Origin of the sequence: Methylobacterium sp. GXF4 (assembly GCF_000272495.1) — a bacterium.
GTDB lineage: Bacteria > Pseudomonadota > Alphaproteobacteria > Rhizobiales > Beijerinckiaceae > Methylobacterium > Methylobacterium brachiatum.
Window position 1 is genome coordinate 169,800 of sequence record NZ_AKFK01000061.1, and the last position, 25,004, is coordinate 194,803.

Genomic DNA, 25,004 nt, shown 5'->3' on the forward strand with positions numbered 1-25,004 from the left:
CCTCAGGGGCCGGAGGAGCCGATGAGCTCGGCCACGTGCGCGCCGGCGGGGTGTCCGGTCGCGGCGAGGTGGGCGGCCGAGCAGGCCGCGTAGCCGGGACCGAACGCCGCCATGACGAGCTCGTGCCGCCCGTCCGGAGCCTCGCGGCTGGCCAGGAGAGCCCGACCGCCGGGCCAGAGCTCGGAATCGGCCGATGGCCCCGGTGTCGGCTCGCCGTAGCGGCGCACCCCTTCGTCGTGGATGGCGCGGCGCACGCGCGCGAGTTCCTCGCCCGCCAGGGGGAGCCCCACCCAGACGACCTCCTGCAGACCCTCCTCGCGGCAGACCACCAGCACGACCTCGGCCGTTGCCGACCCGACGGCCGGCCGCCAGCCACGCGGGTAGTACAGCGCGGTCAGGTTGGCCTCGCGGTCGGCCTTGAGCGGGCGCGGCACGTCGGCGACGGGCCCCCACGCGAGGCCGAACGGAGCCTCGCCGACGCCTCCGTCCGCGCCCGGAGCCGCACCCGTCAGCGCGAGGAAGGCGAAAGGAGCCGCCAACCAGGTTGGGACGCGTCGCATCTCGTCTACTCCGCCGCCTTGAGGTGTCGTGGCCCCGGCTCCCGCGGCCGCTCCGCGACCTTCGGGACGACAACCTTGCCGAACCGGGCGTACAGGGCCGGCAGCACGATCAGGGTCAGCAGGGTGGCGCTGATCAGGCCACCGATGACCACGGTGGCGAGCGGCCGCTGGATCTCGGCGCCGGTCTCGGTGGCGATGGCCATGGGCACGAAGCCGAGCGAGGCGACCAGCGCCGTCATCGCCACCGGCCGCAACCGGGTCATGGCGCCCTCCAGGATGGCCTCGCGCTTCGGCCGGCCCTCCGCCACGAGCTGCTTGATGAAGGTCAGCATGACGAGGCCGTTGAGGACCGCAACGCCCGAGAGCGCGATGAACCCGACCGCCGCCGGTACCGAGACCGGCATGCCGCGCAGCCAAAGCGCGAAGATGCCCCCGGTGAGGGCAAGCGGCACCGCGCTGAACACCAGCAGCGCGTCCCGCGGCGAGCCCAGGGCCGAGTACAGCAACAGGAAGATCAGGAAGAAGCAGACCGGTACCACCACCATCAGCCGCCGCTTGGCCGAGGCGAGGTTCTCGAACTGCCCGCCCCAGGTGAGGTAGGAACCTGGCGGCAGCTGCACCTGGCTTCCAACCTTCGCCTGCGCCTCCGCGACGAGCGAGCCGATGTCCCGCCCGCGCACGTTGGCCGTGACCACGACCCGCCGCTTGCCGTTCTCGCGCGAGATCTGGTTCGGTCCCTCGGTGACCGAAAAGCTCGCCACCTGCTTGAGCAGGACCGAGCTCGCCCGGCCGTTCGGGCCCGCCGGCAGCGGCACCGGGATGTTCTCCAGGGCCTCCCGGTCCTCGCGGACCTTGTCGGTCAGGCGCACGACGATGGGGAAGCGACGGTCGCCCTCGAACACGACGCCGGCGTCCCGTCCCCCGATGGCCGCGCCGATGACCTCCTGGATCGCCCCGGTGCTCAGGCCGTAGCGCGCCGCCTCGGCCTTGTTGATCTTGATCTCCAGGAACGGCAGGCCCGCCGTCTGCTCGACCTTGACGTCCTCGGCGCCGTCGATGCCCTTCAGGACCGCCGCGACCTGGTTGGCCGCCTTCAGCATCGGCTCGAACTCGTCGCCGAACACCTTCACGGCGAGGTCGCCCCGGGTGCCGGCGAGCAGCTCGTTGAAGCGCAGCTGGATCGGCTGGGAGAACTCGTAGACGTTGCCGGCGAGCGCCCCGACCGCCTTCTCGATCTGCTCCTGCAACTCGGCCTTGGACAGGCTCGGCTCGGGCCACTCCTCCTGGGGTTTCAGGATGACGAAGGTGTCTGAGGAGTTCGGCGGCATCGGGTCGGAGGCGACCTCGGCGGTGCCGGTCTTCGAGAAGACGTAGGCCACCTGCGGGAATTTCGAGACCACCTTCTCGACCTTGAGCTGCATCGCCTGCGACTGGGTGAGGGAGGTCGATGGGATTCGGGTGGCGTTGAGGGCGATGCTCTTCTCGTCGAGCTGCGGGATGAACTCGGTCCCGAGGCGGGTGAACAGGATGCCCGCCCCGACGAGCAGCAGGAGCGCCGCGCCGACGAAGACGAACGGCGCCCGGACCGCCGCGCCGAGCACCGGGCGGTAAGCGGCCTTGAGCGCCCGGATGATGAGGTTGTCCTTCTCCGTGACCTTGCCGGTGATGACGATGGCGATGAGCGCCGGCACGAAGGTCAGCGACAGCACGAAGGCCGCCACGAGCGCGATGATCACGGTCAGCGCCATCGGCTCGAACATCTTGCCCTCGACCCCCGTGAAGGTCAGGAGCGGGACGTAGACCAAGATGATGATCGCCTGCCCGTAGAGCGACGGCTTGATCATCTCCTCGGCTGAGGCGCGGACCGTCTGGAGGCGCTCCTCGGTGTCGAGCCCCCTGCCCAGCTCCTGCTGCTTCTCTGCGAGGTGGCGCAGGGCGTTCTCGGTGATGATCACCGCCCCGTCGACGATCAGCCCGAAATCGAGGGCGCCGAGGCTCATCAAGTTGGCCGAGATCTTCGCCTCGACCATGCCGGTCATGGTCATCAGCATGGCGACCGGGATGACCAGGGCCGTGATGATGGCGGCCCGGATGTTGCCGAGCAGCAGGAACAGGATGACGATGACGAGAGCCGCGCCCTCGGACAGGTTCTTCACCACCGTCTTCACGGTCGCCTCGACGAGCCGGGTCCGGTCGAGGACGGTCTGGACCTCGACGCCGGGCGGCAGGCTCTTGCGGATCTGTTCCATGCGCGCGTCGACCGCGGCAGCCACCGTGCGGCTGTTCTCGCCGATCAGCATCAGGGCGGTGCCGACGACGACCTCCTGGCCGTCCTCGCTGCCCGAGCCCGTGCGCAGGTCGCGCCCGATGCGGACCTCGGCGATGTCCTTGATCCGCACCGGCACGCCGCCCCGGGTGGCGACGACCACGTCGCCGATCTCGTCCATGCTCTCCAGGCGGCCGGCGGCGCGCACGACGTAGCCCTCGCCGTTGTCCTCCAGGTAGCGGGCGCCCTGGTTGGCGTTGTTGGCCTCCAGCGCCCGGGCGACGTCCGAGAAGGACAGGTCGAGGGACGCGAGCCGCGTCGGGTCGGGCTGGACGTGGTACTGCTTCTCGAAGCCGCCGATGCCGTCGACCCCGGCCACGCCGGACACGGTCTTGACTAGGGGGCGGATGATCCAGTCCTGGACGGTGCGCAGGTAGGCGGTCTGCTCCAGCTCGGTCTTCAGGCGCTGGCCCTCGGGGGTCAGGTAGCTGCCATCGGGCTGCCAGCCGGGCTTGCCCGCCTTCGAGACCGTGCGCTCGCCGGGCTTCGCGTAATGGATCGACCACATGTAGATCTCGCCCAGCCCGGTCGAGATCGGCCCCATGCTGGGCTCGGTGCCGGGCGGCAGGTCCCGCCTCACCTGCGCGAGGCGCTCGGCGACCTGCTGGCGGGCGAAGTAGATGTCGAGCTTCTCCGCGAAGACCGCGGTGACCTGCGAGAAGCCGTTGCGCGAGAGCGAGCGGGTGTATTCGAGCCCCTTGATGCCCGCGAGCGCGGTCTCGACCGGGTAGGTGACCTGCTTCTCGATGTCGACGGGCGAGAGCGACGGCGCCGTCGTGTTGATCTGCACCTGGTTGTTGGTGATGTCGGGCACCGCGTCTATCGGCAGCTTGGTGACCGAGTAGCCGCCGAAGCCGGCGGCCAGCAGCGACAGGAGCAGAACCAGCCAGCGCTGGTGCACGGAGAAGTCGAGGATGCGGCTGATCATGTCGGGCTTCCTCAATGGTCGTGGTCGGCTTCGCTCTTCCCGAGCTCGGCCTTGAGGAGGAAGGTGTTGGCCACCGCGATGGTCTCGCCGGGCTTGAGGCCCGAGACGACCTCGAAGCCGTCGTCGTCGGAGCGCCCGAGCTCGACCTCGCGCTTTTCGAAGCCCTCGTCCGTGCGCACGAAGACGACGCGCTTGCCCTCGACGGTCTGGAGCGCCGACTTGGCGACCCGCACCGGCACTTGGTCCGTCGCGGTCTCGACCTCGGCGGTGACGTAGGTGCCGGGCCTCCAGGCCATGTCCTTGTTGGGCAGCGAGACCACGACCCGGGCGGACCGGGTGTCGGCGTTCAGCAGCGGGCTGACGAACACCACCTTGCCCTGCTCGCTGCGGCCGCCGCGGTTCACGGTGACCCGCGCGCCCTCCCGGACCTCGGCGAGGTCGGAGGTGGGGACCGCGAGCTCGATCCAGACGGTCGAGAGGTCGGCGACGGTGTAGACGTCGGCAGGGTCGCCCTCCTTGCCCACCGCCGTGCCGACATCGACCTTGCGCTCCACGATGCGGCCGGCGATGGGCGCCCGCAGCTCGTACTGGCGCAGCGTCGAGGCGTTCGGCGTCGCCTCGTCGCGTTTCTGCGCGGCGGCGACCTCGGCGGCGTTCAGGCCCAGCGCCGAGAGCTTCTGGCGGGCGAGGTCGACGCGCAGCTGGTTCTCCTGGAACACGGCCTTGGCGTTGTCGAACGCCGCCTGGGATGCCGCCGCCGACGCCAAGAGTTTCTGCTGGCGCTCGAAGTTGATCTTCTGGAGGTCGGACTGGACCATCGCGGTGAGGTACTCGCTCTTGGCGTCGGCGACTTCCCGGCTGTCGAGGAGGGCGACCACCTCGCCCTTCCTGACGTCGTCGCCCAGGCGCTTGCGCATCTCGGACACCGTGCCGACGACGCGGGCGGGGACGCGGGCGATCCGGTCGGTATCGGGCGTGATGGTGCCGGGCACCAGGACGTGTCGCGAGAGCGTCCCGCCCTCGGCCTTGGCGACGCCGATGTCCTGCCCCTCGACCTGCTCGGCCGTCATCTTGACGTGGCCTTCCTCGCCCTCCGCCTCGGAATGCTCGTGCTCGCCGTGAGCGTGGGCTCCCTCGGCCTTCGGCGCGGCGGCCTTGCCGTGGTCGTGGCCGTCGCCTTCGGCATGGTCGGCCTCGTCCTTCGGCGCCTTCCCGCCAGGGGGCGGGCCGGCGGCGAAGGTGAGGATGGCCGGCGGCAGCCCGGCCGATGTCAGGAGGCCGCGGACGAACGCGGATATGGCGGGGACGGCGGCGCCGACGACGATGCCGGCGGCCACGAGGACCGCGGTGATGAGGATGCGCATGAGACCTGCTCGGCCGGGATCGGGCGCCGTTCGGACGGACGCGGCAGTCCCGCTTCTGTGGCGTGAGGAGTGGCCCGGAGCGCGGGCTCCGGGTTCGGGACGCGCCTCTGCGGCGTCACCTCAGGCGCGGGGGGGCCTCGGCAGGCGGTCCGGCGAGACGGAGGAAACCGTCTGGCTCAAATGCGCATAGGCCAGCCGGGCGACCCCGAAGACCGGCTCCGAGAAGTCCGCCACGGCGGGTGCCGCCTGGTGGCAGCCACAATGGAGGTGGCAGGCCATGCCGGGGTCGGTCGCGCCGGTGTCGGGCGCGGCCTCAATGCTCGCGATCTCCGTGACGTGCCTGCCGCCGCCATCGTGGTACGCGACGTCGGCGGCGAGGCCGGCGGCGGGCGCGACGAGGGACAGGGCGAGGGCGAGCGCGAGCAGGCGTGCGGCGAACGCCCACCATCCCCGTGCCGCCCACCTGCGGCTATGCCCGCGTCCTGAACCCATCTCCGGCCTTATGCGCGATTTATCCCGGATCGGACAAGGCATCGTCCTGGCCTCTTGAACCCGGTCTGAACAGATTTTGTGGCCGCCATGCAAGGTCAGCCGCGGTCACGACGCGAAAGCGGCCAAGCCGTTTCTCGCTCGGCCGAGACGAATACCGGGCGAGGAAAATCCGGGAACGGTTTCGCGGGGGGCCGCATTCCCGGCCGACCGCGAAACATGGAGATCCTTGGATGAAGATCATGTTCGCCGCCGCCGCCGCGGCCGCCCTGGCCCTCGCGCCGGTCGGTGCGCTCGCCCAGCACGTGGACGTCGGCCCCGGCGGAGTCGGGGTTCACGGCGACGGCCACCGCCGCGATGTCGACCATACGCACACCACCGTCGAGGAGAACCATCGCGACCGGCCGGTCGTGCACGAACATCATGACGACCATCACGAGAAGACCGTCGTGGAAGAGCACCGCCACTGAGCGGCTGACATCGCGACGGGGCCGGGCCGGGGGCAGCGACGTCCGGCCCGGCCCCTCGCATTTCGAGGACGTCGGCGAACCTGGGGTGACGGCTTCCTGAACGACGGTCTCAGAACCTGTTCAACGGCCGCCGCGCAAACCGCCGCAATAGGAATCCCCGGAGGAGACAGCGATGCGACGGCACCTAGCAGGCTTGATGGCGGCGGCCATCCTCCTCGCGCCGGCCGCGGCCTCGGCCCAGTATTACGAGCGCGGCTACGGCTACGGCGAGCGGCGGCCGCACGACCATGTCGATGTCTACCGCCACGGCAACCATGACGACGTCGTGGTCCGGCACCATCACCCGCGCCGCGAGGATTACGGGCCGGGCCGGTTCGAGCGGCACCATCACCATCACGACTTCGACGACTGAGGTCGCCGCCTGGCGTCGAGAAGAGGTCGCCCGCACCGGCTCGCGCCGGTGCGGGCGCATCACGACGCGCGAGGGGTCGGCGCATCGTGAACGACGTGCCGAGCAGGCTCGGCGAGCGCGTAGCCGATCACCGCGGCCAGGAGCGCGAAGACGACGAGCAGGGGCAGCATCCGCATGTCCGCGCCTCCCGCCCCCGCGGCCTGCCCGGCGAGCTCACTTCTTGCCGGGCTTGTCGTGGCTGTGCCCGTGGGCATGCCCGTCGTTGTCCGAATGCGCCGGCTTGCCGTCGGGCCGCTTCTCACGGGCCTCGCTGACGCGCGGGTCGTCGCGATGGGCCGGGCCGCCCGACACGCCACCGGTGTTCGGGACGGCGCGCTCGGGGTTCGAGGCATTGCCGTGGCTGTCCACGGCGAAGGCGGACCCCGTGGCCGCGGCCAGCATCCCGGCGGCGAGGACGGCGGCGAGCGTGCGCTTCATCTGTCGGTCTCCTGTTCGGCGCCGACCGCGTCGGCCGCTTCGAAGTCCGAGATAGCCAAGCCGTTTGTCTCCGGGACGCCGCGTTCGTGACGAAGTGTGTCAGCCGCCGCGCCCAGCCCGGGGCACGCGGATCTCGGCCCGCAATCCGCCCTCCGGCCTCGTGGTCAGGATGAGCGTGCCTCCCTCCGCTTCCACGGCCCGCCGCGCGATGGTCAGGCCGAGTCCGGTCCCGCCGGTGTTTCGGTTGCGCGACCCCTCCAGGCGGGTGAAGGGCTCGAAGGCGCAGGCGACGTCGCATGCCGGGATGCCGGGCCCGTCGTCGTCGATGCGCAAGACCAGCGCTGTCTCTTCGGCCGCCAGGGCGATGCGCACCCGCGCGCCGTAGCGCACGCCGTTGTCCACGAGGTTCTCCAGCGCCCGCCGGAAGGCGACTGGGCGCACCGTCGCCAGGGCCCGGCCGGGTCCTCCGTATGCGACCGCCCGGCCGGCATCCGCGGAGGCGTCGGCGACCCCCATCAAAATGCTCGCGACGTTGGTGACCTGCCGCGGCTCCGGGTCGGCGTCGCCCCCCAGGTAGGCCAGCGTCGCGTCGACCATCGCCTGCATGTCGTCGAGGTCGGAGGCCATGGCGCGGCGCCCGGCCGGGTCCTCGACGTGGTCGAGGCGCAGGCGGAGCCGGGTGATGGGCGTTCGCAGGTCGTGGGACACGGCGGCGAGCGCCTGCGTCCGCTCGCCGACCAGCCGGTGGATGCGCTCCTGCATCGCGTTGAGGGCACGGCCGATCCCTCGGGTCTCGTCGGGACCAATCTCGGGAACCCGGACGGGGGCGCCGTGGCCGATCCGTCCGGTGGCCCGGGTCAGCTCCCGCAAGGGGCCGGCGATCCGATGCATCAGGACGACCGCGGCCACCCCGACGAGGATGGCCATGGCGGTGGCGAGCGAGGCCCAGGGCGCGACGGGGACGAGGCTCGGGGCGTGCGCGGACCGGAAGGTCAGCGCGCTCCCGTCCGGAAGCGGGATGATCCCGCGCAGGTCCTGCCGGTGGAGCGGCTCGTCCGGCGCCTCCAGGTTCAGGGCGAGCCCCGCCCCGAGGACCGGTTCGAGGGCGAGGAGGCGGTCGCGCAGGTCCCGGAGCGCGGGATCGGTCGCCCCCGGGGGGCGAGCCGGCGCTGGGGCGTCCCAGCCGATCTCGAAATGGTTCGACGAGAGGGCCTCGGCCTCGTCAGCCCGCTCCTCCGGCGGGCGCCGCGACACGGCCTCGCGCGCGATGACGAGTTGGCGGGCGACCTCGGTGGCGAAGGCCTCGTCGGCGGCGGCCGCCGCCGAGAGGCGGTAGATCGCCAGCGCGCCGCCATGGACGAGGAGCACGGCCAGGAGCAGGACGACGACGGTGCGCCCCTCCAGGCTGCGGGCGAGGCCGAGGACGCCCCTCATGCCCGCTCGACCTTGGCGGCCAGCATGTAGCCGGTGCCCCGCACCGTCTTGATGACGGCGGCCGTCCCCGCGGGCGGTTCGAGCTTGCGCCGCAGCCGGCTGACCAGGGTGTCGACGCTGCGGTCCGACGGCGCGGAGAGGCGCCCGCGGCCCATCTCCAGGATCTGCTCGCGGCCGAGCACCCGGCCCGGGTGTTCCAGGAACACCAGCAGCAGGTCGTGCTCGGCGCCCGACAGGTCGACGGCGGCGCCTTCGGGATCGGTCAGGGCGCGGCTGCGCAGGTCGAGCCGCCAGCCGGCGAAGGCGAGGGATTCCGGCCGCGACGCCGCGCTCGGCACCGGCGCGAGCGCCGACCGGCGGAGCACCGCCCGGATCCGGGCGAGGAGTTCTGGGCGCCCGAACGGCTTGGCGACGTAGTCGTCGGCGCCCAGTTCCAGGCCGAGCACCCGGTCCGCCTCCTCGTTGCGGGCGCTCAGCATGATGACCGGGACGGTGCCCTTCGCCCGCAGGGCCCTGAGCAGGTCGAACCCGGACGCGCCCGGCAGCATGACGTCGAGGAGGACGAGGTCAACCGGCGTGTCGGGCAGGAGCGACCACATCTCGGCGCCGCCGCGGCAGCCCGTGACCCGGAAGCCGCTCTCCCGCAGGATGCGGCCGACGAGCACGCGCATGCCGTCGTCGTCCTCGACGAGCAGGATGTGGGCCTCGTCCGGGAGGGACCTGGTTTCGCCCGCGGCAAGCATTCCGGATACAGCCTAGCCGATCATCCCGTCGAGCAGGAGCAGCAGCAGGAAGCCCGCGAAGAACATCGCCGTCACCCAGGGGCGGTCCTCGGTCTCGTGCGCCTCGATGAGGAGTTCCTCGGTCACGAGGTACAGCAAGGCGATCAGGCCGAAGGAGAGGAAGCCGGCCTGGACGGCGGCGGGCAGCGAGCCGACGGGCCCGCCGAGCAGGGCTCCGAGCGGGAGCAGCAGCACGAGGGCGGCCGTCAGGCCGACCACCTTGCCCTTCGACGCGCCGCCCTCGCCGAGTTCGTTCGCCACGGTTAGTCCCAGGAACAGCACCTCGATGGTCAGCGCGACGGTGAGCAGGATGCCGGCCTTCGCCCCGGCCGCGAAGGCGATGCCGAGGACGAGGCCGTCCACCAGGATGTCGATGCCGGTGACCGACATCAGCCCGGCCGGCCCCTTCACCCGCTTCTCCAGGATACGGACGAGGAGCATCGCGGCGACGCCGAGCGCGCCCCCGACCAGCATGGCCCAGGGCGATCCGGCATGCTTGACGTCGGGCAGGATCTCGCCCGCGGCCGCCGCGAAGACGACGCCCGCGGCGAAGTGCTGGATGGCGCTGACCAGGACGGGGCCCGGCCGCAGGTTGACCGCCACCGCCGCGCCGACGACGGCGGCCGCGGCGGGGATCAGGGTATAGGACCAGGCTTGCATGCCGCGCTCAGACCACGTGGTCCGGAGCCAGGGCGCAGGCGGTGGCCTCGCTCGTCTCCACCTGGAGGGTCGTGTGGCCGATGCCGAACCGCTCCCTGATGCCGGTGGCCGCCGCCATCAGGAAGGCGTCGTCGGGACGGCCGCCGGGCATGAGGAGGTGCGCCGTGAGGCAGGTGTCCGTGGTGCTCATCGCCCAGATGTGCAGGTCGTGCAGGGCCGCGACGCCGGGCAGCCCTTCGAGGTGGCGGCGTACGGCGACCGGGTCGATGCCCGGCGGGACGGCGGCGAGGGACAGCGTAAGACTGTCTCGCAGGAGCCCCCACGTGCTCCAGACGATGACGGCCACGATGGCGAGGCTCACCACCGGATCGAGCCACGTCCATCCGGTGTAGAGGATGACGAGGCCGGCGATGACCACCCCGGCCGAGACGGCGGCGTCGGCCGCCATGTGCAGGAACGCCCCGCGGATGTTGATGTCGCCCTTGGCCCCGGAGGCGAACAGCCACGCGGTGATGCCGTTCACCAGGATGCCGATTGCGGCCACGACCATCACGGTCTTGCCTGCGACCGGGACGGGCTCACCGAACCTCTGGATCGCCTCCCACGCGATGGCGCCGACGGCGACCAGCAGGAACACGGCGTTGAAAAGGGCCGCCAGGATCGACGAGGCCTTCATCCCATAGGTAAACCGCGCGCTCGGGGCCCGCCTGGCCAGCACCGTCGCGATCCAGGCCACGATGAGGCCGAGCACGTCCGAGAGGTTGTGGCCGGCATCGGCGAGCAGGGCCACCGAGTTCGCCAGGACCCCGTAGGTCGCCTCGACGGCCACGAAGCCGACGTTGAGCGCGATGCCGATGGCGAATGCCGTCCCGAAGCTTGCGGGGGCATGGCTGTGCCCTGGCCCATGGGAATGCCCGGCATGGTCGTGACCCGCCTCGCCGTCGTGGTCATGCGATCCGTGATCATGTCCTGCGCGTGCGTCGTGTGATGTCATGGTCGTCCCTGTATCCGTCTTGGTCTGTACGCGGATCGGTGCGCGCCTTATCCGGACGCCGCGGTTCGCGTCGTGACGGCGCCTTCGCGATACTCCGCCCCGGCCTGCCGCAGGATCTGCACCGACGAGGTCAGGAAGATGCCGGCCATCACCGCCGCGACGGCGAGGTCGGGCCAGGCCGACGCGGAACCCCAGACACCGAGCGCAGCCACCATCACCACGACGTTGCCGATGGCGTCGTTGCGCGAGCACAGCCAGACCGAGCGCACGTTGGCGTCGCCGTCCTTGTAGGGGCGCAGCAGCAGTACCGAGCCGAGGTTGGCTGCCAGGGCCATCAGCCCGATGACGCCCATGACCTCGGCCTTGGGCACCCCGAGCACCAGGACGTGGTAGGCAGTCGAGCCAAAGACCCAGACTGCCATCACGCTGAGGGACAGCCCCTTGGCGAGCGCCGCCGTGGCCCGAGCCCTGAGGGACGCTCCGATGACCGCGAGGCTCAGGCCGTAGGTGACCGTGTCGCCCAGGAAGTCGAGGGCGTCGGCCTGGAGCGCCTGCGAGCCGGCAAGGTGCCCGGCGGCCATCTCGGTCAGGAACATGGCGCCGTTGACGGCGATGACCGTCCACAGCACGCGCTTGTAGCGCGGGTCGACCCCGTCGAAGACGGGCACGCCCCCAGAGCAGCCGCAGGCATCCCCCGTGCCGCAATCGCCCCCCGCGACGAGCTGCGGCGGCGCCGCCGGATGCGCACGTTCCGCCCTCGATGCCTGACAGCCAACGGTCGAGCCGCAGCACTCCTTGGCCATGACGCCTCCTTTCCAAGTCGTGGACGACTGCCTACTTCCTCCAGCGACTAGAGGAGCAAGCGGAAAAATGGAGCTGTCGATAGGCGAGCTGTCGCGGCGTACCGGCGTGCTCGCCACGACCATCCGCTACTACGAGACGGCCGACTTGATGCCGCCGCCGCCGCGGACGGAAGGCGGCCGCCGCCGCTATGGGCGGGCTGACATCGAGCGCCTGGCCTTCATCCGCCACGCGCGCGAGCTCGGCTTCGAGGTGGACGCCATCCGTGAGTTACTGGCGCTGGCCGCCCAGCCCGACCGCTCCTGCGCCGAGGTCGACAAGATCGCCCGGCGTCACATGGCCGAGGTCGAGCGCCGCATCGAGCGGCTCATGGCCCTGAAGGGCGAGCTCGCCCGCATGACCGACGCGTGCGGCCAAGGCCGGGTCGGCGAGTGCCGTGTCATCGAGGTCCTCTCGGACCATGCCTGCTGCGAGGATGAGGGCCACCGCGCTACCCGGAGCCGGCGTCCCACAAGGCCGGAAGCGAAGCAGGGAGCCCGGCCCCGGAGCGCATCGTCGTCGACATTCGATCAGGAAGACGACATGATATTTCGGGAGGGCCGGGCTCAGCCGTGATTGGGACTTCCGAACATTCGAGGTTTGAAGCAACCGAATGCCAGGACCGCTTCCTGTAACCGCTCTGGTTCGCGGCCGGAGCGGACCGACGGTGGGGGCCTCTGGGTCTACCGAGGATGCAGGCGTCGGATGGGTGCTCCGAAGCTCACTCGGCGGGGTCGATCATATCGAGCACCGGGCATCCAGGAGCCGCCCCACCGGGGCACTGCTCGATGGTTTCGGCCAGGAGACGTTCGAGCCTTGACAGGTCCGCGATCTTCGCACGCACCCGGTCAAGGTGGTGCCTCGCGATCCCCTGTCCCTCGCGGCAGGTTGCCTTACCAGGCCGACGCAGTTCGAGCAGCGCCCGAACCTCGTTCGGCGTGAAGCCAAGTTCGCGTCCGCGACGGATGAAGGCCAGGGTGCGCTCGTGCTCGACGCCGTAGGACCGATGGCCACCCTCGGTGCGCGGGGGCGAAGGGAGTAGGCCGACCTTCTCGAAGTACCGGATGTTCTCGATGTTGACGCCGGTCCGCAGCGACAATTGACCGATGGTCAGGGCCCCGCTTCGCGCCCCCTTAGCCGTACCCATGAAGATCGCCCTTGATCCTGTAGTGGCTACAGGATGCAGGGTAGCCGAGGATCACGATGGATACGAGACATGACCCTCGATCAGACACCGCCTGCCGAACGACCCGTCCACGAACCGGCCGCGGTCAGCGTTGGCAGCATCGCTGCGCTCGGCGCCATCACGGGGCTCGGTGCCCTGGCGGCCTCGTCGTGCTGCGTGCTGCCCATAGTCTTGGGCGGCCTCGGGATCGGTGCTGGGGTCTTCACGGTCCTCGGCGTGCTCGCCTCTCTTCGCACGCCGCTGATGCTCGTCAGCGTCCTGGCGGTCATCGCCGGCTGGTTCTTCTACGCGCGGCGGCGACGGGCTGCTTGCGGGCCGGATGGATCATGCCCAGCTCCGCGTCGGTCATCCGCCCCCCTGGTGCTTCTCAGCCTCGCCACGCTGTTCATCGCCGCCGCTGCGGCCGGGAGCTACTTTGAGCCCGCCCTGATCAAGATGCTACGGACAGCCTGATGAAGCTGATCTCGATCCTGACCTGTCCGCATTGTGGGCACCGGGCTTCGGAAACGATGCCGACCGACGCCTGCCAGTTCTTCTACGAATGCCCTGGCTGCGGCACTCTGCTCCGCCCGAAGAAGGGCGATTGCTGTGTATTCTGCTCGTACGGCGATGTCCCGTGCCCGCCGATCCAGGAAGCTCAGGAACGAAATGAACCGGCGAGCTGCTGCAAGGGCTGAGCAGCCATACTGTTTAGCTCCATCACGCCCACCCGGTGAGCGGCGCTGCGCCAAAACCGAGGTCGGCTTGCGCAAACCCATCCGAACGCCGTGCGGGTCGCCTGATGCAAAGCGTCCCAGTCTGGCGCGCTAAGGACAAAAACACTGCCGGCGCAGCAGCCAGAAACCTGCCCAGAATCGTAGGATTGTGAACGTGGCGCACGCGCGCCCCATGGCAGCCAGCGGCGGCGCGACTATCGACGGATGCCGCGCGTGCACGAACCGCAGCCTGCGCACCTCGTCCTCGGCGTAAACCCGAAGGCCCGACACCGACCGGGTCGGTGTCGGGATCAGGCCCGTCCGCACGTAGTAGCGGATCATCTTGGGCGAGATCCCGCAGGCGCGTGCCACCTCCCCGATCCTCATCGCCCCACTCCTAGTTCCGTCGAGGCACGTCGGCGCACCCGGATGAGTCTGGACGCCGCGACCGACCCGGCCCCGCGACCGCTTCGCTCGGCTCGAACGCCGGCGTGATCCGGAGCGTGCTCGCATCGCCGCCGGCCGAGCCGCGCCGGACGGCCTTAGGGCACGCGACGTCGCCGTGGCCGGAAGCACCGACGGTGGAGCCCCGAGGGCCGCGGTCGCCTTCGCTACCGGGGGCGGCCGCGCCAGGACCTCGTATGGTGCGGGCCCCGGGAGGCGGAGCGGGGGGAGGCCGCGGTCGGGGAACGGCACAGGTTGGGCGCCCGTCGGCTAGGCCGCCTCCCGTGCCGAAACCGACCTCGTGATGCCTGGCTGAACGGCAGCCGGAAGGTCGACGGCCCGCGTGACCTCGGCGAAGCGCGCCGCCGCGTCCGACCAATCCTGGGCGAAATCGAACAGCTCCCTGAGGGCGGGCGCGATCTCCTTGTAGGCCGCGAGCGCCGCCACCAGGGCGCCGAGCGTGAGGCGGCCTTGCACGACGAGATAGCCGCCGATCAGGAAGAAGAAGAACGGCGTGAGGTTGGACGTGTAATTGTACAGGCTCTTGATGCCGCCCTTCATGTCGTTGATGGCGACGCGGAGCCGCTCAAGCTCCTCGACGTGCGCCATGTGGCGCCGCAACGACGAGGCGGATGCATCGCGCTCCGCCGCGGAAGGGGCGAGGCCCGGACGCCCGGCGACCTCGGGCGTGGTGACGAGGGCGCCCAGCGTCCGCGTGGCGAGGACGCGCTGCCGGACCTTCGCGTTCAGACGCCTTTGGAGGCGCGGCAGGACCGTAAGCTGCACCGGCAGCATGATCAGCGCGGCGAAGGCAAGGGCGACGTCCTGGAGCAGGAGGAAGGCGACGCTCGTGACCAGCACGCCCCCCTGCACGATGGGGACCGCGACGAGGCTGCCGCCGAAGTAGCCGATGGGCTCGACTTCCTGGACCGCCACGGCGGAGAGCGTCGTGCGGCGTTCGACCGAGCGCTCCGTCCGCACGCGCCGCAGGACGGCCAGGCGCAGGCGTCGCACGACCCGCTCGTTGACGCGTCCGCGGACCCGGTTCGCCGCGTACTTCAGGAGGCCGTTCACGGTGAGGACGGCGAGGTAGCCGGCGCACAGGGCGAACAGGAGTTCCGTGCGGCCGAGGGGGAGTCCCAGGAACGTCATGCCGGGATGCCCGTCGCCCCGCGCGTCGTCGAGCGTGTGGTTGACGATGTGCTTGGGTATCTCAAGGGTCAGCCATGCGGCCGGCAGCGTGGCGAGAGACAGGAAGACCAAGCGGACCTGGATGCCCGCCGTGGCACCCAGGACGTATGCCTCCAGGCGCCGTCCCGGCCGGAGCGCGAAGCCGCGATGCCGACGGCCACGGGACGGGGCGTCCCGCAGGGCATCGGTGGCTCCCGCCGCGGCGACAGCATCCGCCGTCCGCCGACGGCGGCGCAGCGCGGCGCGGCCGACGAGCCACGCGGTCCACACAGGCGCCACGACGAAGACGAGGAGGGCATCGGCGACGATCCACCAGTGGCCGTGTGGGTAGTCGAGGCCCGTGAGCCTGTGGGCGAGTGCGTGGATGGCTTCGATTGCCGTCACGGGGCGGATCGGTCCGAATGTCCGGGAGGGGAGGGCGCGCTTCGCGGCCCGGCGTGATTGATGGGCTCAGTCGGCATCCGGCGGCTCCGCCTCTCGTGCGTCCACCTCCGACTGGATGCCGTCCCCTGGGTGAGCGCCGTAGCCCTCGTCCCGCGGCGTGGCGCGCGCGCCGCGACCCACGGCCCCCGCCCGCGGTTCGAATCGGACGGTTCGGAACGTCCCGAAGGCGAACTGGCGTCTCGTGCGGATCGAACAGGGTCTGAAGCCCGCCCGTTCGACCGCCTTGAGGGAGGCGGCGTTGTCGGCGTCGACGAAGGCCACCAAGTGTCCCTTGCCCAGTGACCGGGCGCGTTCGGCGATCAGGTACACGGCGGCGGCCATGACGCCCAGGCCGCGGAAGCCCTTCGGCGTGAAGGCGTTCTCCAGCATGGCCTCGTCGGCTGCCAGAACCGGCAGGGCCCCGGACCGACGGACCGCGTCGCCGTAACCCGGGTCGGTGAGCCACTGGACGTGGCACGGGCGGCCCGACCTGACCTCTTCGAGCACGTAGCAGCGGCTCGGCAGGACGCCGTGCGCGGCGGCACGCAATCGCCACTCGACGTCATCGCGTTCGCGTTTCGCCGCCTCGTCGCCGCCGGAGGGGAAGAGGGCCGCGAGGTCGTCCGGCCGGAAGTCGCGCAATCGCACCGGGATTTTGGCGACCGGCGGTTCGATGGCGACCGACAGGTTCCGCCCAAAACCTATCGAGACCCGCCTGGAGTAGGGGCCCAGGGCGATGCGCCGGGCCACCCTGGCGCGCAGCATCGCCAAGCCATCGCCGAGGGAGCCGTCGCCGCGCGCGTGCGGGTAAGGCTTGAACGTCATGCCGAGCCTCCCTCCATTCGCCGCCGGCGCACCAGGGCGGCCATGCGTCGACGCGCACGGGTGACCGGCGCCTTCCGGCGCACCCAGGGGAGCGGCGGGAGCGCCGCCCATTCGGGCCGCATCAGCCGCCCTCCATGATCCGGGCGGTCCGGATCTCGACGGCCCGGACGCGCGCGACGTGCGCGGCCCAGAACCGGTTCGCGAGGAACATGACGGCCGTCGGCGCCGCGCGGGTTTTCGATGCGGATGTCCGCGGGATGCCGGGACCGGCCGTCGCCGCGACCGCCGCGAGCGGCGACCCCATGGCGGCCAGCCGGTCGTGGGCGCGCCGGCAGTAATCGACGGAGTGCGGCGTCATGCGCTCCTCGCCGTGGCCGGCACGATACTTGGCCAGGGCACGGCAGACATCGCCGCCCGCGAGGCTCCAGGCCCGTGCGAGGTAGGCGACGCCGAAGCGGATGTTCGTGGCAGGGTCGAGAAGTTCCGCGGCCGGCCCGCGATGACCGAGCATCGCCGCCGTGGCCGGCCGGACCTGCATCAACCCGAGTTCGCCGACCGTTCCGACCGCCCCGGCGTCGTAGCCGCTCTCGACGAACGCGACCGCCTCGGCGAGCGCGGGCGGGACCCCGCGTGCCGTCGCCTCCCGCATGAGGAGTTCGCCATAGGCGGTGCGACCGCGGGCCTTGGCGTTCCCGGGGGCCGTGGCCGTCGCGGATGGTCCCGTGGTGCCCTCCGCCGCGGCCGCCCCGGCGCCGGCAACGGCGGCGAGGCCGAGGAGGACGCCCAGGGCGCGAGGTGCCGCCGGGCGTGGGACGTTCCGGCCGTATCCCACTACTTGGCTTTCTGGATGCGGGTGACGGCGATCGAACCGTTCACGCGGTCGGCCGAGAACCGCACCCGCTCGCCGGGCCTCAGGCCCTTGAGCATGGCCGGGTCCTGGACCTTGTAGGCCATCGTCATCGCGTCCATCCCGATGTTCGGGATGGTCTCGTGGTCGAGGGTCACCTTGCCCGCGGCGTCGTCGACCTTCTTGACGGTTCCGGCGACGAGCGGGGCGTTCGACGGCGTCGCCTGCGGAGCCGGCTGCGGGGCCGCCTTCTCCGCGGGGGGCGTTTCCGGCTGACCCTGGGCCGGGTCGCCCTTCGCTCGACGGTCCAACGGTCCCTCGCCCGACGGCGTCTGGTTCGGCTGCGGCCGGTAGCCGGCCTCGCGGCTGCGGACCTGCCACTGCTTCAGGGCGTCGATCTTGGCCTGCTGCTCGTCCTGGATCTTCTGCGCGAGCTCGCGCAGCTGCCGGTCTCCGCCGTAGTCGAGCTGCGTCTTGGCCAGGAACAACGTCTCCTCGTAGCTGGCGATCAGCAGCTCCGCGAAGTCCCGGTCCGGGTCGCCGGTCAGCTTCGTGTCCCGGAAACGGTTCGACATCGTTTCGCGCGCCCGCTCCAGGGCTGCGGGCGCGCCCTTGGCGGGCTGCGCGCCGGCGTGCTGCGGGATCGGGCCGACGAGCGCGGCCGCGAGCGCGGTGGACAGGATCAGGCGTCGCATGGTTGCTCCATCTCAGGGCTCCGAAGCCCTCGCGCGGGACCGGGCGGAAGCCGCACGGGGCTTCCCTCCAGGGCGCTACTTCGTCTTCTGGATCTTCGTGACGGTGTACGCGCCGCCGGCCTCCGCGACGTCGAAATCGACCTTGTCGCCGGCCTTCAGATCCTTGAGCATCGCGGGATCCTTGACGGGGTACGCCATCGTCATCGCATCCATGTCGAGCTTCGGGATCGCCGCGTGGTCGAGCGTGACCTTGCCCGCGGCCGGGTCTACCTTCGTCACCGTCCCCTTCACGGACTGCGCCCATGCAGGCGCCGCGATCGCCAGGAAGGCCGCCGAAAGGACGGCGAGCGGGAACTTGCTTCTCATGGTTTCTTCTCCTCAGGTCGATTGAACCGCCACGCCGGCGCCGTTGAGGGGATCGGCGACCGGCGCGGCGGACTTCGGACGGGATCGCTCCCGTTCCGAACGGGTTCGCCTGCCTCGCTCGTGGCGATTCCGGCAGGCCGTCTGGCGCGTTGTGGGCGTCCGCCTAGTGCTCGTGGCCGCCCGCGTTCGAGGCCGTGCGGCGCGTCCGCGGATCGACGACCCGCAGGTCGGTCTGCCGGGCGCGCCGGGCCTTCGGGGTGTCCGGGGCGCGGGCCGGCTCCGGCATCGGCTCGCCGGTCCACTCGTATGCGAGGGTGCCTTCCGGATGCCTGTACCAACCGGGGTCGCGGTAATCGCCGGCCGCCAGTCCCGGACGGACCTTCAGGACCGTGAACATCCCGCCCATCTCGACCGACCCGAACGGGCCCGCGCCGGTCATCATGGGCAGCGTGTTCTCGGGCAGCGGCATCTCCATCTCGGACATCATGCCACCGCCCGTCGAACCCATCGGCATGTAACCTGGGGCGATCTTCTGGATCTGCTTGGCCGTGCTCTTCAGGTTCACGCCGATGTAGGTCCGCACGTTGTGGCCCATGGCGTTCATGGTGTGGTGCGACTTGTGGCAGTGGATCGCCCAGTCGCCCGGGTTGTCGGCGTTGAACTCGATGGCCCGCATCTGCCCGACCGCGACGTCGACCGACACCTCCGGCAACTGATAGTTTTCGTTGATCCAGCCGCCGTCCGTGCCGGTGACCTTGAAGTCGACGCCGTGGACGTGGATCGGGTGGTTGGTCATGGTCAGGTTGCCGAAGCGCATCCGGACCTTGTCGCCCTGGCGCGCGACCATCGGATCGATGCCCGGCCACACCCGGCTGTTGAAGCACCACATGTTCATGTTGAGCATCGTGTTGACCTTGGGCACATAGGACCCGGCCTCGATGTCGTAGGCGTTCAGCAGCCAGACGAAGTCGCGGTCGACCCGCCGCTCGGCGGGGTCGCGCGGATGCACGACGAAGAAGCCCATCATGCCCATCGCCATCTGGACCATCTCGTCCGAGTGCGGGTGGTACATGAAGGTGCCGGAGCGCCGGAGGATGAACTCGTAGACGAACGTCTTGCCCGGCGGGATGCCGGGTTGGGTCAGGCCGGCGACCCCGTCCATGCCGTTGGGCAGCGTCTGCCCGTGCCAGTGCACGGCGGTCGCCTCCGGCAGGCGGTTGGTGACGAAGATGCGGACCTTGTCGCCCTCGACCGCCTCGATGGTCGGTCCCGGCGACTGGCCGTTGTATCCCCAGAGCCGCGCGTTCATGCCGGGCGCCATCTCGCGCACGACCGGCTCGGCGACGAGGTGGAACTCCTTCCAGTCCCCGCGCATGCGCCAGGGCAGCGTCCAGCCGTTGAGCGTGACCACCGGCTGGTAGTCCGGGCCGCTCGTCGGATAGAGCGGCGGCTGCATGGTCGCCTTGTCCATGATCGGGGCCTCCGGCAGGCCCGCGGCCTGCACGCGTCCGCTGATCATGGAGGTGCCGGCGAGGATCAGCCCGCCGGCTCCCAGGATGCCTCTGCGCGATAGATCGGTCATCGTCGCTGTCCTCGTCTCATGTCCCGACCGGATCGCGCCGGTCGCGCTGTCAGCCTCCAGGGGTCGCTGCCGCCAAGGTCGCACCGCCCCCGCCCGCGACCGCATCGACACCCGCACTCTCGCCACCGAAGTTGCCGCCCGAGAAGCCCCCGCCCACAACCGCGGCCTTGAGGTCGGTCGCCGCGATCCAGAAGTCGCGCTGCGCCTCGATCGCCTGGATGTTGCTCAGGATCCGAGCCCGGGCATCGACGATCAGCGTCGTCACGTCGATGAGCATGCCGCTGTACTGGAGCAGCGCCTGGTCCTGGATCGTCTTGCGCAGGGGCAGGACGCTGCCCTGGTAGTGCCTGGTGATGTCGTACTGCCCGCGGTAGCGCTGATACGCCTCGCGCACCTCCGAGCGAGCGTTGACGGCGCGCTCGGCCAAGCGGTGGGCCGCCCCCAGATAGGCCTCCTTGGCGCCCCGGATCGCCGTCGTGCCGAAGTCGTAGATGGGGATCGTTAGGTCCGCCGAAAACCCGTTCAGGCTGCTCTTATCGACCTTCGGGCCGAGACCACCCTCGCCCCCGCCCCCGCCCGCGGACGTCCGCGACCGTGTGTACTGGTTGGTGAAGCCCACATCGAAGAGGCTGACGAAGCCGCTGGCCTGGTTCAGACCGAACTGTCCGATGAGCGACTGCAGCTCGAAGCGGGCCGCCTGCACGTCGGTGCGCTTCTTGATCGCCTCCGCCTCGATCTGCGCACCGGCGACCAAGCGGCCGGGCAGCGCCGGCAGGCCGTTCGGGAGCTTGAAGTCGATCTCGCGCCCCCAGAGCCCGAGCAGACGGATCAGCCGCTCGCGCTCGACCCGCTGCAGCACCCGCGCCTTGGCGAGCTGTGCCCCGAGCTCGCTGTAGAAGGCGTGCTCGCGCGCCTGCTCCAGCTTGTTCAGCGCCCCCGTCTCGCCCAGCTGCGTGGCCAGCGTCGAGGCCGACTCGGCGCTGGCCGAGGCCTGCTCCAGGTAGGCTGTCGATTGGTTGGCCGACACGGTCCGGTAGAACTGGCGCCGCGCCTCACCGGCGAGGCGCAGCACCTGCTCGGCCGCGCGGTACTGGTCGGCCCGGAAGCGCTCGCGGGCGATCTCGGCGCGCACCGGCAGCGTCGCCAGTTCCAGCAGGCTGACGACCACGGAGCGCTCGATGTCGGTGTTGAAGCCTGTCCCGTACTGCGTGAGCGTGAACCGCGGGGCGGGCGGCAGCGTGGCCTGGACGAACTGCGCCTCGGACACGCCGAGGTCGCTGAACGCCGCCTGCAGGCCCCGGTTCTTCAGGAGGGCGATCTGGACCGCGCTGTCGGGCGTCAGGGGTCGACGCAGCAGTTGCTCGGCGCGGGCCTCGGCCGAGAGGGCGGCGACCTCGTCGCTGACCTTGACGATGTCCTTCTTGAGTTCGAGCGAGGCGTAGTTCCGGGCCACGGACAGGCCACCGTCCGGCGAGAAGCTGGCGCAACCGCCGAGCAGGAGTCCAACGCTGGCCAGAGTGGTCAATATCCGTAAGTCGTGCCTGAGCCCCGGAGCCTGCGCCACGGAGCCTCGGCGAGGCAGCCCTGTCGTCGAGGGCCTCACATGAGCTTGTTCGGCGGTCCGGGCGAAAAGGTTACAACAGGCCGTCATCACCGCCCCCCCGTGTCGCGCTTGCCGCCCATGCCGGGCATGTTCATCCCGGGCATGGCGGAGTCATCCTTTCCGCCGCCGCCCTGGGATCTGCCCATGCCGGGCATATCCTTCATGTCGCCCTGGCCCGACTTGCCGTTCGACTTGCCGTTCATGCCCGGCATCTTGGACGGGTCCATGCCGGGCATTCCCCCCATGCCGGGCATTCCCCCCATGCCGCCTTCACCCGGCTTCGGTGCGACCGCGCGGTTGAGTTCGCGCCAGTCCTTCGGATCGACGACATCGAAGCGCTTCACGCCCGCCACGACATTGGTGTAGCGCGGCGCTCGCACCTGCAGGTTCGGATCGGCGGGCCGCAGCAGGTAGGCGGGCGGGCTGCAGGCCGCGAGCGAGGTCGCCCCGATCAGCATACAGAGATGAAAGGTTCGCATGGGTTTGTCCTCGATCCATCTGGTGGATCGCCCGTCCGGGAGCCTGGATCGTCTGCCGCGGGCCGATCGGAAGCCTGAGGGGCGCGCAGCAATAGGGGGCAGGCGCTCTGAGCGCGGAAAAGCCGGAGGCCTCGGTCCTCGACAGAGCCGAGGGTCGCGTCAGAGACAGTGCCAGCTCACCCCTGTTTTGGCGGCCGCTCAATCCCGCGCAGGTGCGCTGCTGGCACTTCTGGATCGGCTGCGGACCGGACAGGATCGACCCGCTGGGCGTCCCGCACCAGGACCGCTTCCTGCTCAGAGGACAGCGTGTGCGGGGCAGGCACACTGCAGCAGGGCAGGTGCGGTCTATGATCAGATCCGCGGCCGGCCCGGGCATGGCTGCAGGGCACGGCATCGGTCTGCGCCGTGCCGATCTCGGCCATGGCCAGAGGCGTCATCACGGGCCGCGCGTGTCCGATCCCGGAAGCCAGGGCCCGGGAGCCGGCGACGGCGCCCGGCTCGACCGCCAGCAGCAGGGCTGCGGCAGCCAGCAGGAGGACAACGATGGTGTGCAACGGCCGCAAGATCGGACGCATCCCTTTGACGCCCGTCACGGTTCCACGTGCCACACCCATTAACAAGCCATTGACGGGCGCCGCACGGTAAAACGGCCGCGGTGTTGGCTTCTTGCCACAAACATTTGTCAGGCAGCGGCATCGGCGTCAGACCGAACCATGCGGGCTTTTCCGGTAACTGTAATCCTGGAAGAACCTGCTCTGGGTGGAGAGTTTCGACAGGCTGGAGCCTTGCGCCACGCGCTCCTGGCCTTCCGGGAGATCGACAACGCCACCCCGCCCGTCGAGCGGCTCGGCTTCCCGTCGCCCGCCGCTGTGCGCCCAGCGCGGTCTCCCGCGGCCTCGCCGCGTAGGCTCCTTGCCGGGGCCTCACCGACCGAGGCGCTACGCGCGCGTCCTCCCAAGGGGTCTGCTTAACCATCCAGACGTGCTGCTGACCGGCGGGTACGCGCCCCCCATCCGAGCGTGCTGGCTCAGCCTGCGGCCGGACCGGCCGAGCGCCGGCAACGGCCGAGCCAACTTAGCCTTCAACGAAAGAAGGATTAAGAATATTTACGCGTTCGTATGTTGAATAGGACTGAATTACTGCCATATCGCAAACGCCCCACACGCACATTTTCCTGGAACGTTCGGAAATTATCACCAATCCGTCTCTGTCAAGTCTCAGGATGTCTGCGCCGATCAGCCGGTTTGCGAGCGCATGGATATCTTCCGGCGTACTCAAATAGCATAAAGTGTCTTCGAACTTGATCTGGTGTCCCCTGCGGCCGCGGCGCAGTTCCTCGATAAATCGGCTCTGAACTGATTGGGACAGAACCGTGTCGTCCATCAAGATATCAAAATAGACCTTCAGGATGGCCATGAGCGTTCCCTGAACTGTTTGTCGGATATCCGTACTCCAACCGTATGTCGTTCCCCAATCGACGAAGCCGTCGCCGCACGCAGAGTGCGCAACCACGGTGTATTTCTTACCCGGCTATCGAAGCAGGATTGAGCCGAAATGCGCTAGTTTGTCCACCAAACCTGGTATGATGCCGGAGGCTAATGTTCCCGCTGTGCACAAGCCGATCGGCCAAATATAGCCGGCGCCGGAGGCTGCCGGCTCAGAATGCTCGGGCCGACGGAAATACATCTCCGCGATGACAGCGACATAGTAGTAGAGCGCTAACGCCATGTTGGCTGCCGCCAGCACGGCGAGCCAGATCAAGCCACCATCGATGGTGGCCAAGAGAAGAAAGACCTTACCGGCAAAGCCCGCCAACGGCGGAACGCCGGCCAGCGAGAGAAGCGCAAGCGTGAAGGCCGCCGCCGACCAGGGTGCACGCCGCCCGAAGCCGCGCACGACCGTGAGGCTGTCGCTACCGAACATGCGCTCGACTTGGGCGACCACTGCGAACGCTGCGAGGTTCATCAGGAGATAAGCCACGAGATAGTAGCCGATGGCCGGCAGGGCCTCGGGGACCTGCCCGGCAACCGCCACCGCCATCAGCATGTAGCCGGCCTGGGCGATGCTCGAATAGGCCAGCAGGCGCTTGAGGTTTGTTTGTCGGAGCGCCACCAGGTTACCGAAGGTCATCGTGGCGGCGGACATCAGCGCGAGCACGGTCGGCCAGGCCGCGAGGCCGTTCGGCATCGCCTCCAGTAGGAAACGGAGGAGGCCAGCGAAGGCGGCCACCTTCGGCACGACTGAGACGAAGCCGGAGACCGGGGCGGTCCCCCCCTGGAACACGTCGGGAGCCCAGACGTGGAAGGGCACGAGCGTCATCTCGAAGCCGTAGCCGACGATGACCAAGCCGAAGGCCAGCGCGACCCAGGCCCGGTCAGCGCCGGCCAGTGCCACCCCGATGGCGCGTAGGTTCAGGCTTCCTGTGAGGCCGAACAGGAAAGTGAGGCCGTAGGCCATCACCGCCAGCGCGGCGGCGCCGTAGAGGAAATACTTGAGCGTCGCCTCTTGGGCCGGCTTGTCGCTCCGCACGAGCAGGACGAGCAGGTAGGATGGGAAGCTCACCATCTGTAGAAACAGGACGATCAGACCGAGGTCCGTGGCCGCCGTGAGCCCCATGCCGCCGACGGTCGCCATGAGGAGCGCGACCGGGTATTGCGGCTCCTGCTCGTGCGCGCGGAAGTAGGGTGCGAGCGACAGCAGGCTCAGCAGAGCGCCGACCTCGATGACCAGCTGGTAGAAGCCCCGGAAAGGGTCGACCGCGTAAGTGCTGCAAAAGGCCTCTCGCGGCGGGGCCGTCAACATCGGCGCGGTCAGGCCCATCGCGACGAGGAGGGCGAGAAGCGCGATGGCGGCCGGCAGGCGGCGCCACCGACCCCGGACCCAGCCGGCTACCGGGACCAGGGCAAGGGCGGTCCCGGCCAGGGCCATCTCG

Annotated in this window: 27 protein-coding genes and 2 pseudogenes; 6 read left to right on the top strand and 23 right to left on the bottom strand. The window is 70.0% G+C overall.

Annotation, left to right across the window (positions count from 1 at the left end):
- Positions 1–2 precede the first annotated feature (2 nt).
- The 4 genes from WYO_RS15115 to WYO_RS15130 form a co-directional block, all read right to left on the bottom strand.
- Positions 3–560: a hypothetical protein gene (locus WYO_RS15115; RefSeq protein ID WP_007563933.1), complete on the bottom strand. Its 558-nt coding sequence runs from the start codon at positions 558–560 to the stop codon at positions 3–5.
- Positions 561–565: 5 nt separating this feature from the next.
- Complete coding sequence (locus WYO_RS15120) at positions 566–3,814, bottom strand: CusA/CzcA family heavy metal efflux RND transporter (RefSeq protein ID WP_007563935.1); 3,249 nt, start codon at positions 3,812–3,814, stop codon at positions 566–568.
- Positions 3,815–3,825: 11 nt separating this feature from the next.
- Entirely contained in the window at positions 3,826–5,178 is a 1,353-nt protein-coding gene (locus WYO_RS15125; RefSeq protein WP_007563937.1) for an efflux RND transporter periplasmic adaptor subunit, read from the bottom strand.
- 120 nt (positions 5,179–5,298) lie between these two features.
- A complete protein-coding gene (locus WYO_RS15130; RefSeq protein WP_039902985.1) occupies positions 5,299–5,670 on the bottom strand; it encodes a hypothetical protein in 372 nt (123 codons plus the stop codon).
- Between the two features lie 230 nt (positions 5,671–5,900).
- Between WYO_RS15130 and WYO_RS15135 the strand changes: the two genes are divergently transcribed.
- Both WYO_RS15135 and WYO_RS15140 read left to right on the top strand, forming a co-directional pair.
- Positions 5,901–6,137, top strand: a complete 237-nt coding sequence (locus tag WYO_RS15135; protein WP_007563940.1) for a hypothetical protein — start codon at positions 5,901–5,903, stop codon at positions 6,135–6,137.
- Positions 6,138–6,309: 172 nt separating this feature from the next.
- Positions 6,310–6,549, top strand: a complete 240-nt coding sequence (locus WYO_RS15140; protein ID WP_007563942.1) for a hypothetical protein — start codon at positions 6,310–6,312, stop codon at positions 6,547–6,549.
- 213 nt (positions 6,550–6,762) lie between these two features.
- Here WYO_RS15140 and WYO_RS15145 read toward each other — a convergent pair whose 3' ends face one another.
- The 6 genes and pseudogenes from WYO_RS15145 to WYO_RS15170 all read right to left on the bottom strand — a co-directional run.
- Positions 6,763–7,026, bottom strand: coding sequence for a hypothetical protein (locus WYO_RS15145; RefSeq protein ID WP_007563945.1), 264 nt, complete (start codon positions 7,024–7,026; stop codon positions 6,763–6,765).
- A gap of 99 nt (positions 7,027–7,125) precedes the next feature.
- Positions 7,126–8,460, bottom strand: a complete 1,335-nt coding sequence (locus WYO_RS15150; protein ID WP_007563947.1) for an ATP-binding protein — start codon at positions 8,458–8,460, stop codon at positions 7,126–7,128.
- Positions 8,457–9,203, bottom strand: a complete 747-nt coding sequence (locus WYO_RS15155) for a response regulator transcription factor (RefSeq protein ID WP_007563949.1) — start codon at positions 9,201–9,203, stop codon at positions 8,457–8,459. The genes WYO_RS15150 and WYO_RS15155 overlap by 4 nt, the downstream gene beginning before the upstream one ends.
- A gap of 12 nt (positions 9,204–9,215) precedes the next feature.
- Positions 9,216–9,902, bottom strand: a complete 687-nt coding sequence (locus tag WYO_RS15160) for a hypothetical protein (protein ID WP_007563950.1) — start codon at positions 9,900–9,902, stop codon at positions 9,216–9,218.
- Positions 9,903–9,909: 7 nt separating this feature from the next.
- The gene (locus WYO_RS15165) at positions 9,910–10,896 is read right to left on the bottom strand and encodes a cation diffusion facilitator family transporter (protein WP_007563951.1); all 987 of its coding nucleotides are present in this window, start codon (positions 10,894–10,896) and stop codon (positions 9,910–9,912) included.
- A gap of 47 nt (positions 10,897–10,943) precedes the next feature.
- Positions 10,944–11,588: pseudogene (locus tag WYO_RS15170) on the bottom strand (cation transporter); the annotation flags it as partial.
- A 178-nt stretch (positions 11,589–11,766) separates the two neighbouring features.
- On the opposite strand from WYO_RS15170, the gene WYO_RS15175 reads away from it, so the two are divergent.
- Positions 11,767–12,312 (top strand): helix-turn-helix domain-containing protein, encoded by a 546-nt coding sequence (locus WYO_RS15175; protein ID WP_007563954.1) that lies wholly within the window; start codon positions 11,767–11,769, stop codon positions 12,310–12,312.
- A gap of 145 nt (positions 12,313–12,457) precedes the next feature.
- Here WYO_RS15175 and WYO_RS15180 read toward each other — a convergent pair whose 3' ends face one another.
- Positions 12,458–12,835 carry a helix-turn-helix domain-containing protein gene (locus tag WYO_RS15180; RefSeq protein ID WP_306423998.1) on the bottom strand — a complete coding sequence of 126 codons (378 nt, stop codon included), beginning with the start codon at positions 12,833–12,835 and terminating at the stop codon, positions 12,458–12,460.
- A gap of 117 nt (positions 12,836–12,952) precedes the next feature.
- Here WYO_RS15180 and WYO_RS15185 point away from each other — a divergent pair, with 117 nt between their 5' ends.
- Positions 12,953–13,375 carry a hypothetical protein gene (locus WYO_RS15185; protein WP_007563959.1) on the top strand — a complete coding sequence of 141 codons (423 nt, stop codon included), beginning with the start codon at positions 12,953–12,955 and terminating at the stop codon, positions 13,373–13,375.
- Entirely contained in the window at positions 13,375–13,599 is a 225-nt protein-coding gene (locus WYO_RS29915) for a GDCCVxC domain-containing (seleno)protein (RefSeq protein WP_007563961.1), read from the top strand. Before WYO_RS15185 ends, WYO_RS29915 begins: the two co-directional genes overlap by 1 nt.
- 129 nt (positions 13,600–13,728) lie before the next feature.
- Here WYO_RS29915 and WYO_RS15190 read toward each other — a convergent pair whose 3' ends face one another.
- The 10 genes from WYO_RS15190 to WYO_RS15235 all read right to left on the bottom strand — a co-directional run bounded on the left by WYO_RS15190 (position 13,729) and on the right by WYO_RS15235 (position 22,626).
- Positions 13,729–14,130 (bottom strand): MerR family DNA-binding transcriptional regulator, encoded by a 402-nt coding sequence (locus WYO_RS15190; RefSeq protein ID WP_328505086.1) that lies wholly within the window; start codon positions 14,128–14,130, stop codon positions 13,729–13,731.
- Between the two features lie 201 nt (positions 14,131–14,331).
- Positions 14,332–15,636: a hypothetical protein gene (locus WYO_RS15195; RefSeq protein ID WP_007563965.1), complete on the bottom strand. Its 1,305-nt coding sequence runs from the start codon at positions 15,634–15,636 to the stop codon at positions 14,332–14,334.
- Between the two features lie 66 nt (positions 15,637–15,702).
- A complete protein-coding gene (locus WYO_RS15200; RefSeq protein ID WP_007563967.1) occupies positions 15,703–16,500 on the bottom strand; it encodes a GNAT family protein in 798 nt (265 codons plus the stop codon).
- A gap of 121 nt (positions 16,501–16,621) precedes the next feature.
- Positions 16,622–17,332: a transglycosylase SLT domain-containing protein gene (locus WYO_RS15205; protein WP_007563971.1), complete on the bottom strand. Its 711-nt coding sequence runs from the start codon at positions 17,330–17,332 to the stop codon at positions 16,622–16,624.
- Positions 17,332–18,042 (bottom strand): copper-binding protein, encoded by a 711-nt coding sequence (locus WYO_RS15210; protein WP_007563973.1) that lies wholly within the window; start codon positions 18,040–18,042, stop codon positions 17,332–17,334. The genes WYO_RS15205 and WYO_RS15210 overlap by 1 nt, the downstream gene beginning before the upstream one ends.
- A gap of 75 nt (positions 18,043–18,117) precedes the next feature.
- Positions 18,118–18,408, bottom strand: a complete 291-nt coding sequence (locus tag WYO_RS15215) for a copper-binding protein (RefSeq protein WP_007563975.1) — start codon at positions 18,406–18,408, stop codon at positions 18,118–18,120.
- A 163-nt stretch (positions 18,409–18,571) separates the two neighbouring features.
- On the bottom strand, positions 18,572–19,990 hold the full coding sequence (locus WYO_RS15220) for a copper oxidase (protein ID WP_007563977.1): 1,419 nt from the start codon (positions 19,988–19,990) through the stop codon (positions 18,572–18,574).
- Between the two features lie 49 nt (positions 19,991–20,039).
- Positions 20,040–21,641 (bottom strand): TolC family protein, encoded by a 1,602-nt coding sequence (locus WYO_RS15225; protein ID WP_047170831.1) that lies wholly within the window; start codon positions 21,639–21,641, stop codon positions 20,040–20,042.
- Positions 21,641–22,072: a hypothetical protein gene (locus tag WYO_RS29920; protein WP_007563981.1), complete on the bottom strand. Its 432-nt coding sequence runs from the start codon at positions 22,070–22,072 to the stop codon at positions 21,641–21,643. The genes WYO_RS15225 and WYO_RS29920 overlap by 1 nt, the downstream gene beginning before the upstream one ends.
- Before the next feature lie 176 nt (positions 22,073–22,248).
- Positions 22,249–22,626, bottom strand: a complete 378-nt coding sequence (locus WYO_RS15235; RefSeq protein ID WP_128755007.1) for a hypothetical protein — start codon at positions 22,624–22,626, stop codon at positions 22,249–22,251.
- 190 nt (positions 22,627–22,816) lie between these two features.
- Here WYO_RS15235 and WYO_RS32175 point away from each other — a divergent pair.
- Positions 22,817–22,968: pseudogene (locus WYO_RS32175) on the top strand (IS3 family transposase); the annotation flags it as partial.
- 178 nt (positions 22,969–23,146) lie between these two features.
- On the opposite strand, the gene WYO_RS30925 reads toward WYO_RS32175, so the two are convergent.
- On the bottom strand, positions 23,147–23,488 hold the full coding sequence (locus WYO_RS30925) for a hypothetical protein (protein ID WP_007563982.1): 342 nt from the start codon (positions 23,486–23,488) through the stop codon (positions 23,147–23,149).
- Positions 23,489–23,602: 114 nt separating this feature from the next.
- Entirely contained in the window at positions 23,603–25,000 is a 1,398-nt protein-coding gene (locus WYO_RS15240; RefSeq protein WP_244424179.1) for an NADH-quinone oxidoreductase subunit N, read from the bottom strand.
- Between the last annotated feature and the right edge of the window lie 4 nt (positions 25,001–25,004).

Bases quoted from the DNA above. Each gene is read 5' to 3' on its own strand.
- WYO_RS15115 (WP_007563933.1), bottom strand. From the start codon at position 560: ATGCGACGCGTCCCAACCTGGTTGGCGGCTCCTTTCGCCTTCCTCGCG.
- WYO_RS15120 (WP_007563935.1), bottom strand. From the start codon at position 3,814: ATGATCAGCCGCATCCTCGACTTCTCCGTGCACCAGCGCTGGCTGGTT.
- WYO_RS15125 (WP_007563937.1), bottom strand. From the start codon at position 5,178: ATGCGCATCCTCATCACCGCGGTCCTCGTGGCCGCCGGCATCGTCGTC.
- WYO_RS15130 (WP_039902985.1), bottom strand. From the start codon at position 5,670: ATGGGTTCAGGACGCGGGCATAGCCGCAGGTGGGCGGCACGGGGATGG.
- WYO_RS15135 (WP_007563940.1), top strand. From the start codon at position 5,901: ATGAAGATCATGTTCGCCGCCGCCGCCGCGGCCGCCCTGGCCCTCGCG.
- WYO_RS15140 (WP_007563942.1), top strand. From the start codon at position 6,310: ATGCGACGGCACCTAGCAGGCTTGATGGCGGCGGCCATCCTCCTCGCG.
- WYO_RS15145 (WP_007563945.1), bottom strand. From the start codon at position 7,026: ATGAAGCGCACGCTCGCCGCCGTCCTCGCCGCCGGGATGCTGGCCGCG.
- WYO_RS15150 (WP_007563947.1), bottom strand. From the start codon at position 8,460: ATGAGGGGCGTCCTCGGCCTCGCCCGCAGCCTGGAGGGGCGCACCGTC.
- WYO_RS15155 (WP_007563949.1), bottom strand. From the start codon at position 9,203: ATGCTTGCCGCGGGCGAAACCAGGTCCCTCCCGGACGAGGCCCACATC.
- WYO_RS15160 (WP_007563950.1), bottom strand. From the start codon at position 9,902: ATGCAAGCCTGGTCCTATACCCTGATCCCCGCCGCGGCCGCCGTCGTC.
- WYO_RS15165 (WP_007563951.1), bottom strand. From the start codon at position 10,896: ATGACATCACACGACGCACGCGCAGGACATGATCACGGATCGCATGAC.
- WYO_RS15175 (WP_007563954.1), top strand. From the start codon at position 11,767: ATGGAGCTGTCGATAGGCGAGCTGTCGCGGCGTACCGGCGTGCTCGCC.
- WYO_RS15185 (WP_007563959.1), top strand. From the start codon at position 12,953: ATGACCCTCGATCAGACACCGCCTGCCGAACGACCCGTCCACGAACCG.
- WYO_RS29915 (WP_007563961.1), top strand. From the start codon at position 13,375: ATGAAGCTGATCTCGATCCTGACCTGTCCGCATTGTGGGCACCGGGCT.
- WYO_RS15190 (WP_328505086.1), bottom strand. From the start codon at position 14,130: ATGCGAGCACGCTCCGGATCACGCCGGCGTTCGAGCCGAGCGAAGCGG.
- WYO_RS15200 (WP_007563967.1), bottom strand. From the start codon at position 16,500: ATGACGTTCAAGCCTTACCCGCACGCGCGCGGCGACGGCTCCCTCGGC.
- WYO_RS15210 (WP_007563973.1), bottom strand. From the start codon at position 18,042: ATGCGACGCCTGATCCTGTCCACCGCGCTCGCGGCCGCGCTCGTCGGC.
- WYO_RS15215 (WP_007563975.1), bottom strand. From the start codon at position 18,408: ATGAGAAGCAAGTTCCCGCTCGCCGTCCTTTCGGCGGCCTTCCTGGCG.
- WYO_RS15220 (WP_007563977.1), bottom strand. From the start codon at position 19,990: ATGACCGATCTATCGCGCAGAGGCATCCTGGGAGCCGGCGGGCTGATC.
- WYO_RS15225 (WP_047170831.1), bottom strand. From the start codon at position 21,641: ATGACGGCCTGTTGTAACCTTTTCGCCCGGACCGCCGAACAAGCTCAT.
- WYO_RS29920 (WP_007563981.1), bottom strand. From the start codon at position 22,072: ATGCGAACCTTTCATCTCTGTATGCTGATCGGGGCGACCTCGCTCGCG.
- WYO_RS30925 (WP_007563982.1), bottom strand. From the start codon at position 23,488: ATGGCCATCCTGAAGGTCTATTTTGATATCTTGATGGACGACACGGTT.
- WYO_RS15240 (WP_244424179.1), bottom strand. From the start codon at position 25,000: ATGGCCCTGGCCGGGACCGCCCTTGCCCTGGTCCCGGTAGCCGGCTGG.